General features: G+C 53.0%; 15 protein-coding genes and 1 pseudogene. 5 read left to right on the top strand and 11 right to left on the bottom strand.

What is annotated here, in order from left to right:
• Nucleotides 1-37: 37 nt before the first annotated feature.
• Entirely contained in the window at nucleotides 38-502 is a 465-nt protein-coding gene (locus tag QRN55_RS23255; RefSeq protein WP_284778461.1) for a pyridoxamine 5'-phosphate oxidase family protein, read from the bottom strand.
• A 547-nt stretch (nucleotides 503-1,049) separates the two neighbouring features.
• On the opposite strand from QRN55_RS23255, the gene QRN55_RS23250 reads away from it, so the two are divergent.
• From QRN55_RS23250 to QRN55_RS23240, 3 genes are all read left to right on the top strand, one after another.
• Complete coding sequence (locus tag QRN55_RS23250) at nucleotides 1,050-2,354, top strand: SIR2 family protein (protein WP_284778460.1); 1,305 nt, start codon at nucleotides 1,050-1,052, stop codon at nucleotides 2,352-2,354.
• The gene (locus QRN55_RS23245; protein WP_284778459.1) at nucleotides 2,344-3,069 is read left to right on the top strand and encodes a helicase HerA domain-containing protein; all 726 of its coding nucleotides are present in this window, start codon (nucleotides 2,344-2,346) and stop codon (nucleotides 3,067-3,069) included. The genes QRN55_RS23250 and QRN55_RS23245 overlap by 11 nt, the downstream gene beginning before the upstream one ends.
• Nucleotides 3,070-3,206: 137 nt before the next feature.
• On the top strand, nucleotides 3,207-4,334 hold the full coding sequence (locus QRN55_RS23240; protein WP_284778458.1) for an ATP-binding protein: 1,128 nt from the start codon (nucleotides 3,207-3,209) through the stop codon (nucleotides 4,332-4,334).
• Nucleotides 4,335-4,488: 154 nt separating this feature from the next.
• Here QRN55_RS23240 and QRN55_RS23235 read toward each other — a convergent pair whose 3' ends face one another.
• The 3 genes from QRN55_RS23235 to QRN55_RS23225 all read right to left on the bottom strand — a co-directional run bounded on the left by QRN55_RS23235 (nucleotide 4,489) and on the right by QRN55_RS23225 (nucleotide 9,776).
• A complete protein-coding gene (locus tag QRN55_RS23235) occupies nucleotides 4,489-8,016 on the bottom strand; it encodes a P-loop NTPase fold protein (RefSeq protein ID WP_284778457.1) in 3,528 nt (1,175 codons plus the stop codon).
• A gap of 359 nt (nucleotides 8,017-8,375) precedes the next feature.
• A complete protein-coding gene (locus QRN55_RS23230) occupies nucleotides 8,376-8,738 on the bottom strand; it encodes a hypothetical protein (RefSeq protein ID WP_284778456.1) in 363 nt (120 codons plus the stop codon).
• A 336-nt stretch (nucleotides 8,739-9,074) separates the two neighbouring features.
• Nucleotides 9,075-9,776: a flagellin gene (locus tag QRN55_RS23225; RefSeq protein WP_284778455.1), complete on the bottom strand. Its 702-nt coding sequence runs from the start codon at nucleotides 9,774-9,776 to the stop codon at nucleotides 9,075-9,077.
• A gap of 357 nt (nucleotides 9,777-10,133) precedes the next feature.
• Here QRN55_RS23225 and QRN55_RS23220 point away from each other — a divergent pair.
• Together QRN55_RS23220 and QRN55_RS23215 are read left to right on the top strand one after the other, a co-directional pair.
• A pseudogene (locus QRN55_RS23220) lies at nucleotides 10,134-10,868 on the top strand (DUF3825 domain-containing protein).
• 132 nt (nucleotides 10,869-11,000) lie between these two features.
• Nucleotides 11,001-12,194: a hypothetical protein gene (locus tag QRN55_RS23215; RefSeq protein WP_284778454.1), complete on the top strand. Its 1,194-nt coding sequence runs from the start codon at nucleotides 11,001-11,003 to the stop codon at nucleotides 12,192-12,194.
• Nucleotides 12,195-12,552: 358 nt separating this feature from the next.
• Here QRN55_RS23215 and QRN55_RS23210 read toward each other — a convergent pair whose 3' ends face one another.
• From QRN55_RS23210 to QRN55_RS23180, 7 genes are all read right to left on the bottom strand, one after another.
• On the bottom strand, nucleotides 12,553-13,467 hold the full coding sequence (locus tag QRN55_RS23210) for an alpha/beta hydrolase family protein (protein WP_284778453.1): 915 nt from the start codon (nucleotides 13,465-13,467) through the stop codon (nucleotides 12,553-12,555).
• Nucleotides 13,468-13,557: 90 nt separating this feature from the next.
• Nucleotides 13,558-14,076, bottom strand: a complete 519-nt coding sequence (locus tag QRN55_RS23205; RefSeq protein ID WP_284778452.1) for a GNAT family N-acetyltransferase — start codon at nucleotides 14,074-14,076, stop codon at nucleotides 13,558-13,560.
• A 96-nt stretch (nucleotides 14,077-14,172) separates the two neighbouring features.
• A complete protein-coding gene (locus QRN55_RS23200; protein WP_284778451.1) occupies nucleotides 14,173-14,493 on the bottom strand; it encodes a hypothetical protein in 321 nt (106 codons plus the stop codon).
• Nucleotides 14,494-14,716: 223 nt separating this feature from the next.
• Entirely contained in the window at nucleotides 14,717-15,223 is a 507-nt protein-coding gene (locus tag QRN55_RS23195) for a recombinase family protein (RefSeq protein ID WP_284778450.1), read from the bottom strand.
• Complete coding sequence (locus QRN55_RS23190) at nucleotides 15,121-15,645, bottom strand: hypothetical protein (RefSeq protein WP_284778499.1); 525 nt, start codon at nucleotides 15,643-15,645, stop codon at nucleotides 15,121-15,123. Before QRN55_RS23190 ends, QRN55_RS23195 begins: the two co-directional genes overlap by 103 nt.
• Nucleotides 15,646-15,767: 122 nt before the next feature.
• Nucleotides 15,768-16,511, bottom strand: coding sequence for a hypothetical protein (locus tag QRN55_RS23185; RefSeq protein WP_284778449.1), 744 nt, complete (start codon nucleotides 16,509-16,511; stop codon nucleotides 15,768-15,770).
• Between the two features lie 153 nt (nucleotides 16,512-16,664).
• Nucleotides 16,665-16,970 (bottom strand): hypothetical protein, encoded by a 306-nt coding sequence (locus tag QRN55_RS23180; RefSeq protein ID WP_284778448.1) that lies wholly within the window; start codon nucleotides 16,968-16,970, stop codon nucleotides 16,665-16,667.
• Nucleotides 16,971-17,175 lie beyond the last annotated feature (205 nt).

Here is a 17,175-nt window from a genome sequence, read left to right as displayed (position 1 = left end):
AAGCGTCAACGGCTGAGATCACTTTGCAGCCTACACGTCATACAGCGCCCTTATTAACGGCACTTGTGCTCGATACGTCGAGACGACCATTGTCTTCGCCATCCCAATATTCAATCGTGCGTGCCGAGACTTTGATCAGGATGATGCCGGGGGTGTCTATACCATCCGGGAACCAGCGATCCAAATCCTTCACCCAGTGCTTTTCGAATTGCGCTTTGTCGCGAATAAGATGCGCTTCACCATCGACGGCGATGAAAATGCCTGGTTTACCGAGAAGGCTTGGCGGTGCGGTAAACGTCAGGGCTACCCCGCTGTCGCGCTCGATATCCTCGATTTTCTTTGTCGCTTCATAAGAAAAGAACCAGGAGTCGCCATCATATTCGACATCGCCATTGTTGCTCATCGGGCGGGTATTGATACGCCCCGAACCCAAAGTGTTGAGCATGCAAAAATCGATCTTGGCCAGCTTTCCTGAAAGCTCTTCCATTGTCATCGTCGTCATCGGGCTCTCCTCATTTGATATAGAAGAGAACCGTCCGCGACGGCCAATGTTCCGATGCGGATGTTAGGACATAAAACTCGTGATGACACGATCGGGCCCAACTGGTTTTGCTGGATTGATTCTTCCATTTGCTGGCTGATCAGGGTCACTTCGCGGTATTTGAATTGGGCACTTCGCTCTCGGTTCTGTCAGACCGGCAAAGGCAAATGGAATCCCGCTACGGCGATGCCGTAACCGCGAACGGTTTCGATGGATAGGTTTGTCCGTATGCTGCTTGATCGGGTCAAGCTGCAGCATCTGACCTAAGCATAGTTGCCTTGAGGTGCCTCTTGCGCGATCTGATTAGTGGTTCGTGAGCCTGATCATAGCGCGACAACCCCGGCATTCGCCAAACCTTCTCGATGCCTCCATTGCCGACGTCGCCGACAATCGCTTCCCGCCGACAATTTTTCACCGGACTGGATATCATCGCGAATTTCGATAGTGTCTTGCTATCAGAGTTTGTGATTCACGGCTGTGTTCGCGCAGTTTTCAGACGGGGGACTTGGTGGCGGATCAGGAAACGGCGCAAGTAAGGCAATTCCAGTTTATTCGCCATGGCGACCAGTCGAGCACGACGCTGGACTGGGAGAGTGGGCCCGGCATCGTCCAGAAGGCCCTCGGGCAAGCCCTTAACGCGCGCAACGTCGCATTTCTCCTCGGTGCGGGTTGCTCTTCGCTGGAAATTGACGGTGAGCAGCGCGGTATCCCGACAATGGCCCCGTTGGCTGCTGAGTTCTGCAAACACCCACTGCCCCCTGAGGTAGATGACGATTTGAGCTTCATCAACCCACCCAAATGGGGCCTCACCTCGGAAGAGGTCGAGTTTCTTAATGCCAACGGCGCATCCCTCAGCGAAACTGAGTACACGTGGAACCTTGAGAGGCTAATGGAACTGCTGTTCAGCTTGGCGTTCATTTTTAGACGCAGCGACAAAACAAGCCACAGCGTTTCGCTAAAAACCGTCGAGGGCATCATCAACAAGGTGAAGATGTTTCTCTGGGAGCGGTGTACTGAAGGGGTGTTCGCCTTCGGTGACAATTCACTATTGGGTGTCTATGAAAGCTTCTACCGTCGCCTAGTGTTGCGGGACCGGTCTCTGCCACGTCCGTGGATTTTCACTACCAATTATGACCTTTTCAATGAGCGCGCGATGGATCGCCTGGGATTACCGTATACCAACGGCTTTTCAGGAGTTGTCGAGCGTCGGTTCAATCCCGCCACGTTTCGCTACGCTCTCGCCGAACAGCTCGACGTTACGAGTCGGAAATGGTCCGCCGTCGACGGATTTGTGTATCTCTGCAAACTGCACGGCTCGTTAAGCTGGACAGAGGACGACCACGGACTGTTTCCAATCCGCGAGGTCTGGCCACAGGAGGCCGCTTCCAAGGTCATGATCTACCCCACACCAGCGAAACAGAATTCAAGTCTTGGTTCGCCCTACTCAGACCTTTTCCGCGAATTCCAGAGCCGCGTCGTACGAGAGCAGAGCGTCTTGATTACGGCCGGATTTGCCTTCGGAGACGAGCATCTTAACAACATCATCTATCAGGCGCTGACCATCCCGTCATTTAGGCTGATCGTATTCGCAAATCCTGAGTCTTCAGGAGAGATTGCCAAGCTACGCGCCCTAAGCGACGAACGCATTTGGATTATCGGCGGCGATGGTCCCGACGAGAAAAACCCCGCTCACTATTTCAATGTGATCGTCGAGCATTTCATGCCACAGCGTCAGAGCGATAGGATCGATGACGCAGTCAGGTTAGTCATTGAGACTATGGGAGCGACGAAGGATACCACAGATGGGCACTGATGACCGCAAGCGCGCCATCGGAAAGGTGATATCCGTCTCTGCCGATCGGTTTGTGGTCGAGGTTCACGCTGGCACTGACAATTTCACCGTGGTCGGATTTGACGACATTCACTACGTCGCGCGCCTTGGATCATTTCTTATGATCCCCACACCTCCCGAGTATGTCGTCGCGGAGGTCGTGGGCTTACGGGAAAGGGAGGGCCAATCCCGTGGAGGCGGCGAAATGGAAAATGCCGGTGGAGCCAAATTTCTTGATCTCGTCCCAGTCGGGATGCTCCCTATGGCGAGCGACGGCAAGTTTCGTTTCGGCGTCTCAGTTTTTCCATCGCTTTTCGCCGACGCCTTGTATTCCTTGGACATCGAACTAGATCGCATATTTGACACTGAAAAAGGGACGGAACCCTCGAGAAACAAGGACGGTCGAGCGCCCACGCCACCCGAAGCGACCCGTTACCGCAACCTCGCGATTGGCAAATCTGTCATTTTCGAAGATTACCACGTCAAAGTCAGGATCGACGATTTTTTCGGCGGTCACATCGCGGTTCTCGGCAATACTGGAAGCGGTAAATCGTGCACCGTCGCGTCGGTACTGCAGTCACTCTTTGAAAAGACGGATGAACATCGGGCCCGGGGCGCAACCTTCGTTGTCATGGACGTAAACGGCGAATACCATAAGCATTCAAGAGACTTGGAAGCGAGTCCCAGATCGGCATAAAACGACTTTTCATCGACGGCACCTCCGCCTCCCATGCCTTTCGGCTCCCACATTGGTTTCTCGATCTTTCCGAATGGGAGCTTCTGCTCCAGGCAAGCGAACGTACACAACTTCCTATCCTAAGAATGGCTTTAGGCTTGGTCACCTTGTTCGGTCAGGCCTCAAAAACACAACTCACCAAGATCAAAAACCACATCCTCGCGACTTGCATCACACAAATACTAGGTGATGAGACGCCTCCAGGAGCGAAAGAGACACGGATTCGCGGAATTCTTCAGCGGTTTCGCACGACCGAGATCAATGCAAACGTCCTTGGCTCCCATATCACTGTTGACTTCGGCAAGATGCCTGGCTTGGAAAGCGCATACAAGCTATTGGCCGGTTCCAATGGTGCCGGCGGATACATAGACCCCACCATTAAGTTCCCTGACTACGAGAATATCCCTTTCGATTTCACAGCGCTTGGAGACGCGATCGATCTAGCTTTGCTTTACGAGGAATCTCACGGCAACCGCCAAATTCGAGATTATTGCTCGCAAATGGTCACACGCTTCAAGGCGCTGGAAAAACGGGGCGACTACGAGTTTCTTCGGCATGTATCCACCAACCAGGTGTCGCAGTCCGAATTTCTTGCGGGATTGCTGGGGCTGACCGTCGGGCATGGGGGCGGACACTTTAAATACGCCCAGATCGTCATTCTCGACATGAACCTGGTAGAGGACGAGGTAGTGGAACTTGTCAGCGCTGTGCTCGCGCGAATGGTGTTCCGACTCCTTCGGCGCGCCGAACCACGCAATCGTTTCCCCGTGCATTTATTGCTTGAGGAGGCTCACCGTTACGTGGCCTCGACGCCATCACGATATGCTATGGATGCCGGAAGAGTTTTTGAGCGCATCGCCAAGGAAGGGCGGAAATATGGCTTATTCCTTCTTGTTGCCTCACAGCGCCCAAGCGAACTGTCCAAGACGGTCCTCTCCCAATGCTCCAATTTCGTCGTCCACCGGATTCAAAACCCTGACGACTTGTCCCAGATCAGGCAAATGACGCCCTTCATTTCCGACAGCGTGTTGAAACGGCTCCCGTCCCTTCCGAAGCAGCACGCGCTCGTCTTTGGCAATTCCGTCAATCTTCCCACGACGTTCAAAGTTCGTCGTGCTGACCCGTTGCCCGCGAGCACTGACACACAGATAGTCGAACTATGGTTTCAGGAAGAAGGACGGAAAGCCCTTTTGACGCTGGGTTCGAGTTCGGACGCCGAGCAATAAGCAAATCTGCACGGTCCGCTCGGATGGTGCGGACCGGCACGCAGCTCAATCTGAGGTCGTTACAATACGACTGCTCTACATCCTGCAGCTCAATTAGCAATTCGGCTGACCTTGATATCGGTCACGTCGCTTTCATCCACGGAGCCTCACCTCCTCAACCCTTGTTGTTCCCGAACCAAATATCTAAGAAGCCCTTTACCTTACGCTTGCCATAGAAAAGCTCTCCAAGTTGGCGGGCTCGATCTCTCATATCAACGGGTTCCGAGAAAGCAGTCATAGCCCCGTCAAGCTTTTCACGTGTACTTTCCTGGGAAGAGGCAATCATCTCTTTGACCTTCGTGGTCCCCAAGGCCTCAAAATCTTTCAAAACACGATCGATCGCCCCCTCAAGGGCAGAGCAAAGAAAAAATCGGACTAGGTTGTCTTTTTCGGGTTTACGCAACTGGTCCCATGATCGGATTACGTGGCTAACAGTGTCTGGGAAATGTCGCACAGCCACTAATAGAGTCATCGGTGTGACGTCCTTAGCAGCTTCGCGAATCCGACGGTACATGTCCCCGTGGAAGCTGGGGTCAATCGCGGATAATAGTGGATCGAGGTGAAGTGTGCTGAGTGGTGCGAAACCACCAGCTAAGGTATCAAGCACAATTTGAACGACAACGTCGCGGAAGGTAGGATCGCTTACTCTGAAGCCTGCTCTCTCTATCATTTCGATGAAGACCTCGGAGAGCTTATCACCTTCTGATAAAAGTACGGGCCAGTCAGTGACTGGAACAGCTTGCAACAGGTCTGCGACATGCTCGCGAAGCCTTATCCAGCCGGTGGCTTGGATATCCATGGTGTCGCGAATGAGCGCGAGCGAGCATTCAGAGAGCTCAAGATTTCCTACGTCGTCCTTGGTAATTCTTTCTGCAAAACGCACAAGAACTCCCGCCATCGCTGATCCGAGTGCGTGCACCAAAAATTCATAGTGACTGTTCAAGGTCTGCAAGCTGATCCTTGGTAGATCGCCATTCTCTAGACCGTGCGCTATAGCCTCATTGGTTAATCGGTTCTCGGTGTGACGAGCGCCCTCGTTTATGAGGGTTGTGAACACTCTGGCCGCTTTATGAAGATCGGCGATCCTTTCGACTTGTTCCGGAGAAACGCCTTCACCATTTACCAACGCGTTAGAGAAAAATGTATAATGCTCGGTTTCATCGGGCATCAACACGCCATGGCGGCCCGGCTTAGTGGGCACCGAGAGCAACATTTGTCCAGGAGCTTGCATAGCTAAGAAGAGTGCTGAACCCAGCACGGCATCACTTTCGGAATTCATTGATTTGGCCAGATGTTCGAAAAACTGTGATGGCGCAAATATCTTTTCTGCATTGAGGTCGTCCCGCATGGAGCTCGGGATCGCTGAATAAACCTCAGCAACAAGCTCTAATTGCTCTCTGAAATTGTCAATATCGCTGACCTCGGGTATCTCGAGTTGCTCCACGAGATATTCGAAGATCGACACCTTTAGGTCGTCATTGATCAAGTTAAGAGACAATAATTGGGGGAAAGCGGAACGCAACTCCGCAGGTCGCTCAGCGGCATATGTTGGATATAGAGAATTCTCGCCACCAAAATCTATTTCTGCTTGGCTCATCCAACTCAAACGAACACCTTCCTTCTCCGCGTGAGCTGCAACCCCAAACAAAAATCGGGGATCGCTCGATATACCAAACTTGCCCAGTGCAGTCGGCAAGAGGCTGTTCGAGCCTTCTGAGGTGAGCTTCCGATGCAAGTTACCAAGGAACGATACCCAACGATTTCCATCTTCAATCTGCAGATTTTTTTTGTCGGTCACAGCGCCGTGGCTCGTGACTATCAGCGATCCCACCAATTCGGATAGTTGATCGAGAGTTGCAATTTCAATTACTGACAGCAGATTGCGATAGTCCTGCGAATTGAAGCTGAAACGCCGCATTCGCAGTACAGATGAGACCAAACTCCTTTGAAAATGAGGTTTGGCATCTCCGTCGTATACCTGGGAGAGACTAGAAAAATTCGCAATGGCGTTCGGAAGATCGCCGCTCTCTTCCCACTCATTGGCGTTCTCTTGGACAACTTGGTCAACCCGAACGTCAAAACCTGCCGAATGCGAAATTTCAATAAGTTTTTCAGCGCTGTGAACCGCGGCGTCTTTTATCCGCTGATCAAGCAGCAACTGCAGCGCTAGTTCCGGGTCGACGTTAAATATTATCGCTGAAAGATTCTGCTCGAGTGCATCGTCGTTGGCTATTTGACGAACTCGCGGCTCTATTGAATCTGGATTGTTCAGAAGCGCTGGATTTTCTTCCAAGGCATCCTGATATGCGATGTAAACTGCAACGGTTGGAAGCTTGAATCTCCCGTCGTGCAATACGTACATTCCCGCGAGCTCGTTGATAAACCCGATGATCTGCCTCGGCGTCGCGCTACCACTCCGATGCCGGATAATTCGATCGAATATTAGATAAACACGAAACAGTTCGTCGCGATCCAAGGCATCGGGCAGAGCCTCCCTCATTTTTTCAATGAAAAACTCTCGAGAATTCGACATGACGGGAGGCGAAACCTGAAGAATTTCATCGAAGGTCTTCGTGAAAATTTCGCGCGTCCCTAGAGGGGAAAGGGTCAACCGTTCCTTTTTTTCGGAACCGGCGACCTCTTGTTCCTCGATCAGGTGACGGTGGTAGGGTACTATAACGGTCACGGACTGCGATGGGTTATTTTTCTGAACCGACGAACTGCCTGAAAAGACGGCGCGCACTTGCGCCCAGTAGTCGTTCAGTTCTTTTTTTGGCAGACGGTCTATATTATCCAGGACAACGACCACTCTGACTTTTTCGGATTGTACAATCGACAGGATTTCCCTGAGCGTCGTCTGAAATTCGAAATCGTTTGGGTCGATTTCCCGTATGTATTGGGTTACCCTTTGATCTTCAAACTGCTTCGAGCCGATCAGCAATGTTTGTGAGAGCGCAGTACGATATTTTTCCAACAGACCTTTAACGCTTCCGCCCGACTTTCTCCACTCGCAGAAGGTCTTTCGGAGCGCCCATAGGAAAGTTCCGGCGACGAACAACGCTAGCAGCTTGAAGGAACCAGACCAGAAGAAGTCAGCCTTCACCGCAGATTTATCGAACTGATGTTTTGCCCAGAAATAATACAGAGGAAGGAATGGGAGGGCTGCGATAACCAACACGCCCCACCAATCCAAAATCGACTGGTTCGTTGAACGAACCTCTCGGACTTTTCCTTTTACTTTTCGTTCGACCTCCTGCAGCTCTGATCGATGCTTTGGGAAGGTTGCAATCGTCCAGTCTAGGAAGTGTTCCAAGAGCGATCTCCGGAACGACGACCCCTGCGATTGCCAGATATCGAACGTGAAAAAGTGATATGCCCTGTTCTGCTTGGTATTGCGTTGGTCGAGGATTTTTCGAGCGATCTCCACGACTGTGGATTTACCACTGCCCCAAGGTCCGTCGAGCCCTATCGCTCGGTCATTTCCCGAGAAGTTCGCAATCGCCTTGGAGAGTGCAACCGCGGTTCGCTCGTGACCTTTTCCATTAAAATGGTCCTTGTTCGATGGCGCATCTATTAGAATCGACCTTCGTATAACACCCATAGCTACTTCGGACCCCCGCCCATAAACAACTGATAGGTGCATGAGTACCTCTCCGCAGGAGGGGCGACAACAGATGCAATGAGCAGAACTTGGATGATCAACAAGTTTAACCGCAGATGTCGCGTCCATCTAGGAGAAGAGCGGTGCATGCGGGAACGGAAATTCGAGGAACTTATCGTGGATGGTCGTAGCACCACCTTGTAGCCAAAATGAATGATTTGGATGAGGCGCGTCTGTGGCGGATGGCGGACGCCCACAAGATCGTCACGTGGGGTCAAGCGTCGAGATCATTTTAGGTTCTACGTTTAGTATCTCATCAAAGCTGGAAATCGTGAATTCAAGCTCGCCATCAGGCTGAATGTGGACCGCCGTCAAATGATCCGTTTCGTAGGCCCCTGAATCTATGGCAACCCTGTCTTCGAAGATTTCGGGCTTCCGAGATGCGGTAACGGTATGCCCATGGACAATCCTCTTCCGTTTTCGTCCAAGGCTGCCAGCAATCTCAGCCGATCGCCAAGCGCCAATGTCGAACCGCCGTATCGCAAGAGGTCCTTGGCATTCTGTAGACGCGCTCCGTCGTAGATTTCCTCGGGTGAAAGACGCCGATACCGGATGCCATGGGTCTCGGCGGTGGCTTCGATCTTCATCGAGTCCACAGACATAATCCTGTCGGATGCATCGACTAGGAGCCGTCCACCGTCCTCGTTGAGGACGCCGAAATCCGGGACATGGACACCTCCGCCGTAGTCAAGCGACATCGGCATGCAGTGCCATGACGAAATGGATGGGTTGACGTCAAACAGACATGCTACGTCGCGCGCCGTCTGTGATCGGAATACGGAAGGGCCATCACATTTCACGGTCGCAGTTGGATGAAATGTGCGGATGGATGCTGACTGACGGCTTGCGCGAAGCGACTTCGCTTGCTGTGCGATACCCATTAGGGAACCTCAATGGAAACATGCTTGATCGACGCCGCGGTCGTGGGCGGCAGTTGGGGGGATCAACCTATTCGTATGAAGCGGGGCTCGTAATGCATATTCGAACAATTAGTGAACAAACATGGGGTCGTCAATACCGAACCCTCAAATTAAGCGGTCCTATTGGAAAAGCTGCAACATCATTGAAGGGGTCGAGTTGGCGATCTGTAACGAATTGGTCGCTAACTGTCTCTGCGTTTCCAACGCCTTGAGCCGCGCGGACGTCTCCTCCATGTCCGCGTCCACCAATCGGCTGTCCATCGCCTTCATGTCCAGGGTCTGGACCTTTCCGTCCACGAAACCAGTCACGAAGTTGAATTCCTGTTCGCTGGCCTTCACCTCGCCGTTCTTGGGGTGGTAGAGCAGATTGACGCCCGCGAACGACGACGAAAGGATGGAGTTCCTCGCCTGGTCCAACAGCTCCTGAACACTCAGCTCCATCTCGTGGACATCCGACTTGACGAACTCCGGGTCCGGGTAGAATGCAGGTATGATCGCTTTCGACGTAGGCGCGGGCTGCATGCTGCTGGCGGTTATCGCTATATTGCGTATCTCGACGAAAGCATCCCTGACGTTTTGCAATCCCGCATAAGCGGTATCCACGACGCCCTTTGCTAGGCCGACGCTTTCGGTAGCAGCCTCCATGGCCTTCGTATCCGAGCGCATCTTCGTGGAAATAGACCAATAGGCAACGTCGTCCGACGCTTTTGCTACCCGTAGACCCGACGACATGTTCTCGGACGTGGCCCCCAATTGCTCACCGATCGAGCGTAGCGTCGTCAACGCCGCCATCGCCGAAGTGTTCGTCAAAATACTGGTCATCGGATACCCGGGTCTGCAATCGCTGGGCGCGAATTCTTGAATTCGCTTCAACGAAAGATTTCGGATATTCGCGTTAACAACCATCGCAAAATGGCAGGGTAGAAATACCCTCCGTATTCAATTCAAAACCTGTTTTTGTCCCAAGCAACTGCGGCGAACCATGATCTCGTAGCTCGTGTCCGGTTTTGTCCCAAGGCCGACGTCCGCAAGTGGCTCAAAGAAGCCAAAGAAAACGCTACACCCGTCTAAATACCCTTTTCTGAGGAGCTCAAATGTGGTGCTATCGCCCTCTTTTGGGAGGAAAAGTTGCCGAAGAATCAACCTTACGATCTACCGGAATCGTTCTACGACTTCGCAATGATGCCGAAGTTCAACGACGACATAGAGGCACTATCGAACCTCGCCGAAAATATAGACTGGGAGTACCGGTTCACCACCTCGCCTCACGCCAAGCCGATACTTCGCAACTACGTCTTCCATACCTACAAGCGGATTTCCGAAGAGAAGAAGGTGTCTATCAGTGCGGATGAAACTTTTTGCTGCTGGAACACCGGACTGATTACTCCGACGCAGGAGCCGATCTCCATGTTGCTTGCCAAAAACAAGCTCGACAACGTTGATACCTATTGGCACTTCTCAAAATGGGTCCGTCGTGGCGAGTGGGACCTTAATCGTTTCGCCTCCTTGCCCGACATGGCGCACTATTTTGAGGACCCCTCTGTTCTCGTGCTTGATACGCGGAAAGAGTTGCGTATGAATGTTGAGCATGTTGTCGCTGATAATGTTGAGCGCTTCCCGGAGGCCTTACAGACAATGAACCCATTTGGGTTGCAAAATTTAGTAAGCGGCGCGAGGGACGCCGCTTGGCAGCGCGTTCGAAGGAACTATAAAACTGCTATTCCTTAATATTATCAAGGACAGGTCCAATTATTAGTTCCTCTCGCACTAACCGACCCCGGTCGCGCGGATTTGGCGCTGGTCGTCGAGCGCTACTCTGACTTTTATCGCGCAGCCACCGGCCTTACGCTAGATATGGCCTACAATAACGCACGTCAGTTGGCACGACCTGACAGAGACTGTTTGGTGCCGTGAGGTGAGAAAATTTTGTCTCGACAATAATCTTCGTCGAGGGCCTCGCAACGGCATGAAGGTCAGAGCGACATTCATGCCGCAAGATGGAAACGGTGGAGTTTTTTTAATTAAAAGCGTATCAACGAACGGCACATGGCCATCATCAAAATCCATACAATTACTTCCCTCGAACAGGTTATGTCGTCTAGGCGGCAGACGGTAATTGTAGCTAAGACTAAGGAAGATTTTGCTATCGTTGAGGCAGCGGTTAAAGCGCTTTCGCGACCAATTTCGCCACGTGTTCTCACTCTCCCAGAGGAACGTCCGGCTGAGGCGCACCAAGCAAGGAAATGGTTCGACAATCTGCTGGCGGGTGCCGAGCAGGACAACGATAGGCGACTATTGATTTTTCCACCGCTCGAGGATGTAGCAAGTGCAACACTGCTCATGGCGGCATCGGAAGGAGGCATTCGTCTGGTTACTTCAATCGTTGCCGCAGATGTCGAAACCGCGCTGCGGTCTCTTCAAGCTTACGGATTTCGCCACGACGTGCTTTCCTCACTACAGCTTTACGACTTAACGACCAATCGGCATCGCAATTTTTGCCGGGTCGCGGCGGAGCCTCTGCGGGCCGCGCGTGCTCCGGTGGCACGGCTTGCTTCCCCGACAAAGCTTTCTCTTACTGATTACATTCAGAGGACAAGAGAAACCTTTACCAAGCGCTGGCAGACAATACTTGATTTGCCGTTCGCGGGGATTAAGGAGATCGGAGACATCAACCATCTCTTCCGCCATCGGAAAGCCGACTATAAAAGCATACCTGGTGTGAAGCCCGAAAAGGCGTTTGGAATAGTTACCGATCTTGGGTTGCTGGAGGTTTGGGTTCATGTTTCCTTGGGCTTCAAAGAGTATATCCCGATTTTCCAAGCAGCTGCGAGAGATGTGCATGGCTTTCACTACTACGGTGGCGGAAAATTCCACCTCGATCATGCATTCAGCCGGCACGCCGCGAAGGAAGACCGCGCTAGCTTCGTTCGGCTTTTTCCGATCGAAGCGCAGGTAAACACCTCTTGGAATCATGTGGAAAAGTTCCTCCCGCACGGCACAGCAGGACGTCGTTCGAAACACATATTGGACTGGTTCATTATGTCAAAGCTGCTTGGCATATGTGCTCCAACCCTGAGGCATGATGGTACGATTGACCGTGGACTCAACCGGATAGTGGAAGAATTGGTTCAGGCAAACGCAATCAGCGATCATGAACGAGAACAGGCGTACGAGGGGCTAAGTGACCTCTATCAAAGCGTATTGAGAGGGATTTCGATCCGCTCTAATCGGCGTCGTTAAAGGGCTAACGATCGTGATCGAAGCTGGCTTCAATAAATGCGCCGGCGTTTGCCGCGGGCGAGTTTTCATTCGCGAGCCGGACGAAGCGTTACTCGGGATTGACGGTAACCGGTCTTGCGCTCCCACATTGTCTTCGCCGCCCTGATCTGTGATCGGCTATCTATAGACGAGCAACGGAAGTTTCTTCATGGAGAGTACATTGGAGGTTCTCATGACTAGGAAGCCTGGGCGTAAGGTTCACCGAAGGCGTTGATTTCGACCGGTCAACACTCGCCGACTGGGTCGGTCGGGCTGCTTTCGAACTGCGCCCGGTCGTAGCCGACGTCTGCAATTGGCCCTAAGCAGACATACGGCTTAGCTAGTGAACTATCTGATCCAGAAAATGTTCAACTACTAGGCCCCATGTACTTGCACCATCGTCCCTCAGGAAGAGATCGTGATCATTATGATCAGTCGACGGCAGAATCTCCAAGCGTTGAAAGGCGTGCGCTCCTTTGCCGTACGCCTTAAAGAGCCGCTGTGCGATCTCGGGTGAGAAGTAGCCGTCATTCTCTGTATAAATCCATAATGCCGGAATGCTGTCGCCTGCGCCGAAATCTTCGAAGGCCTTTTCTAGGAGGTCTAGCCTGCAAATCAGACCAGGGCGAACTCTTCCTGCGCCGGGGGCAAAGGCTACGACACCGAGGACACCCTCCGGATGCCTACCGGCTGCAACGAGAGAGCCTGCACCGCCCAACGAATGCCCCACCAGAATAACCTGATCAGCGTCGATAAACGGCTGCTGTCGGAAATAGTCAACAACTGCGAGGATGTCCTGAGCGACCGTGTTCCCACCGATCAGGTAGTCAGGCGCGTCACAGTCCCCGAGAACCACTCGTTTTCCTTCTGACAGGCCATAGCCACGTCGAACAGGGACAGCTACTGCATAACCTCTTGATACGAACCAGCGGATCGCTGCATCCGGCCTGTAGTCCCAAGGACCATCGGTCGGAGCGTCGAGCGCTGCACCGTGGTTGATCACGACTAATGGGAATGGACCGGAGCCGGTGGGTCGGTAGGTATCGACATCGAGCAGTAATCGGTCGCCTTGTCGATCAGCCGGAACCCCGACACGCCAACTCTGTGCTCTCAAGTCGCCAACTTCTCCAGTCACTGGACCTTCTGGCTGCGTAGTCGACCGGCCGGATGCAGGTTCCGAGGAGAAAAGACACAATGCGAGAGCTATGGATGTTACGGCTCCAAGAGGACTCGCCAATTTGGTCTTGTGCGTCATCCTATCCCCCGTTTGAAATGACATGTTGGATAGCTTACCAAAAGGAGATGCCGACATGACATCTAATGGCCCTAAGCGATCAAATCGATCTTAACTGCTTCCCAAAACGGCCCCTATGTCGGCGGCGCAAGCAACCATAACGGCCGTCGATGCGATCACCCCACCAGGAAGTTCGGTCCGCTCTGTTTCGGCCTCAACGAAACCATGCTTCTTGTAGAAGGAGATTGCGGAAGTGCTGGTCAAAAGAACGCGAACCTCGATATCGGTTTCTTCTGGCAATCCATCGCTCGACGCTGCCAGCAATTTACTACCAAGGCCGCGTCGCTGATGCCTTGGTTCAATATACAGCCCCCATAGATAAGCTTTCGAGCCTCTTGCGGCTACGATTACACTGCCGACTATCTCGTCGCCATCGACCAAGCAAATGCCTCGTTCACCATTGCCGGGCAGCATTCCACTCGTTTTTTTAAGCGCGAGTTCTCCCAGCATATGAGCCAAAGAATCATTCCCAAGGGATGGGCCGTAGGTGGCAGTCCAGGTCGTATTCCATAAGGCGATGAGTTGGTCGGCGTCGCCCTCAACGATGGTTCGGATTTGGTGCTTGTTCATAGGTCGCGAGAATAACCAGAACTATAACGAGCGCAATGACCGCTTCTGGCGCATCTGCGGCGCGAAAAGACAATGTTCCAACCCCGTCGTCAGGCGTCACATGGACATGGCTGCCAGTCGATGTCGGATCGAGGCAGGTTCCGCTTCGATCCGAACGCATGACAACGCGAGCTTCAATGCAGGACTGAACGGCTGAAAGGCTTGCAACTCATCCAGCAGCCGGTCCGACATCATGTCTTCCAGTGGGCCAGCCCCCAATTGGCCGAGCGCCTTTTGATGAACCGCTACGTCTGCCCTGTCGATTATGGCCAGCGCTCTCGTCAGGACCATGTCTTCCGGTTCAGTCGAAAGGCTGGTCGTCCACCACCAGTTGCCTGGGTCATCCAGGTAGGCACATATATACTCATCGACCGTCACAACAGCCTCGCCAGACGCTGAAGTGTCTGGCAACCAGATTGGTTGGTTTTGTATCATACGGACCTACAAGTTGTTTGATCGCAGGCGGATAATAGGTCGATTGCGATCTGAATGCGAACGACTTTTGAAAATTGCCGGTAATCGTAGCCTTACATGTCGGTCTTTTGCCATGACCGCTTGTGGCGCATACGAGACAAAGTCTCTGCGGCATTGCCATTGGTTTTCAACTCAACCTGTCTAGCCCTCGTCGAACCGTTCGGGGATGGACATGGTAATTTCGGGCAACGTCGCTTATCGACGCACCAGAATTCAGCGTGAGCTGGATTTCCTTGCATTGTACGTCTGTCAGCGCGGGACGTCTCCCAAAAATACTGCCACGTTCTTTGGCCGCGGCAATGCCCGCAATGGTCCTCTCCCGTATGAGCGATTTCTCGAATTCGGCAAGTGCTGCCAGTATGTGGAATATTAATTGGCCACCCGCCGACGAAGTGTCGATATTCTCCGTTAGCGAGATGAAGCCAATTCCACGTCGTTTCAGAGTTTCGACCATGGAGATCAGATGGGCAATCGACCGGCCCAAGCGATCGAGCCGCCACACGATCAAGATATCCCCACGCCGAAGGGCTTTTAGCATCGAAGATAACCCGACACGATGTTCATGACTTCCAGACACGCCGTGGTCTTCGAATATGCGAGTGCAGCCCGCCAGACGCAGAGCGTTCTTCTGCAAATCGAGGTGCTGATCGATGGTCGAAACCCGTGCGTAGTGTCACTGACAAAATACTGATCAACGGGTTGAGGCCCACAATTCGGTAACATGGTGCCAGATGAATAAAGCCGGCCATCTTTGTGGATGGTCAGATAGAAATAGTAGTTGCCGTATGGATCATGTGCGACGGGGCCGCCCCAGTCTTTGTTGTAGACCGCATCAACCGACCACTTACATGCCTCGCCTTTCCCCTCGATGGAAAAGGTAATCTCTATGGCCTTTCGTGATTTCGTATCGTCGATCTCAAGGTGACACGTCTGACCATTGCCGCAGTAGCGGGACCAGCTGCCGCGGAACTCTTCACGACTTGCGATGCGGTCCGCCGTGGCCGTTGAGACGCTGGTCGACAGCAGAATGATGGATGTGATGATGGTTGATTTCATAATGCGGCCCCTTTGATACTTCCAACGATGGACGCCAGCACAACGGTGTCCATCGTTCTCAACCGTGCGTGTTTTTGGCACCTTGTTCACGCGCGCCCTCACACTTCTATGTGTTGCCCCGATCAAAGCTTGGGAGCAGGTGCGGCGCTGCTGAGGTTCTTCGCGCGCGCGGCGTCAATCCTCTGTCGTGCATCCTGGTTGTCGGTGTCGAAATCAGGGACAAGATCGAGGTGGTTCATCATGCCCATATCGAGCTCGTTCGCGAGACCGGTTTGGCTGCCTTGGACGGTGAACTCGATGTAGAGCCCACAGAAATCCGCAGTCGTTTTCGCTTTCGTCGCGGTATGGTCGTCGAGGGCGACAGGGAAATCCGACGTCCCGACACAGCCTAGCGGTGATTCCAGCTTCTCGGCCCGTGCGTCCTGTGCTTTGAATTTCCACGCCGCCGAAATGCTCGTCTCGCTTTTGTTGAGATAGGACGGTTCGCCGTATTTCTGCACGGCGGCCGCATAGACCGCTTCCGTCGATGGCCGCGCGGAAGGTCGAAACCTGAGTTCACGGCGTACTGCGAAGAGTTTGTTACCGCTCCCGAGCCCTGTGAACGCGAACTGCATACGCTCGTGTTCCATATCGTCTGGACGGCTTAGGTCGTTGTAGAGCGTTCGACCGTTGGCGACCCACTCAGAATTCTCGGTAAGTTTCCATTGCGAGAAGCTGGTCTGTCCATTGGGACGGAGTTCTTCATACCGCGCGATGACCTGTTCGGCATTCATGCCCAGCGCCATCCCGTTGATATCGAATTCCGCGGCGTGCGACGCCGCAGCCGCCGTGCTTGAAAGTACGATGGATAAAATGATGTTTTTCACTTGAAGCTCCGGAAATCAGATGGAAGGTTATCGGCGACCAGGGCGGACTTGCCATAGGCTGCCAAGTACCAGCAGCCCGAGAGCGATGCTGCCGCTTCCCAACGATACGGCACTGGACAACGAAAACTGACGCGTGGCGGCTGACCCTAGCATCTACGACATCTGTCTGTTCGCGGCGTTCATTTCGCTCAGGCCGTTCAGGAGCGTGACGACGACGTAAAGGGCCGTACCTGCGGCGACGGCGAGAGCCGCGATCTCGATCATCCGCCGATACGGGCGTGCCTGTGGCGCAAATCGGCTGCCGATGGAAATCAGGAATGCAAGAGGAAGAAGGTATGCCGTACCGCCCAGGAGATGCGGCGATGGAAGAGCAATGCCGCCGCTGAACCCCATGGTTTTCATGGTGATGATCGGAAGCGAAATCGCCGCTACGGAAAGTGCGGCAAGCAGCGCCGGCATTACGAGTTCTTTTCCGTTCGCGGACGAAAGCGTATGTTCATTTGTATGTGTCAAGGCCAGCCCCTGTTTAGCTAAAGTAGCAGAGAGGCAGACGTTGCCCCCCAAGTGGACAATCAGGCAGCTGTCTTACCTATGGGGAAATTTCCGAGGGGGAATATACCCTGGCTTGCAATCTGGAGACTTCGTTTCTCCATCCATTGTCAAC

The organism is Agrobacterium sp. lyk4-40-TYG-31 (assembly GCF_030209855.1).
Taxonomy (GTDB): domain Bacteria; phylum Pseudomonadota; class Alphaproteobacteria; order Rhizobiales; family Rhizobiaceae; genus Agrobacterium; species Agrobacterium vaccinii.
The sequence above is the reverse complement of the archived record's forward strand: the minus strand, read 5'-3'. Positions and strand labels throughout refer to the sequence as shown.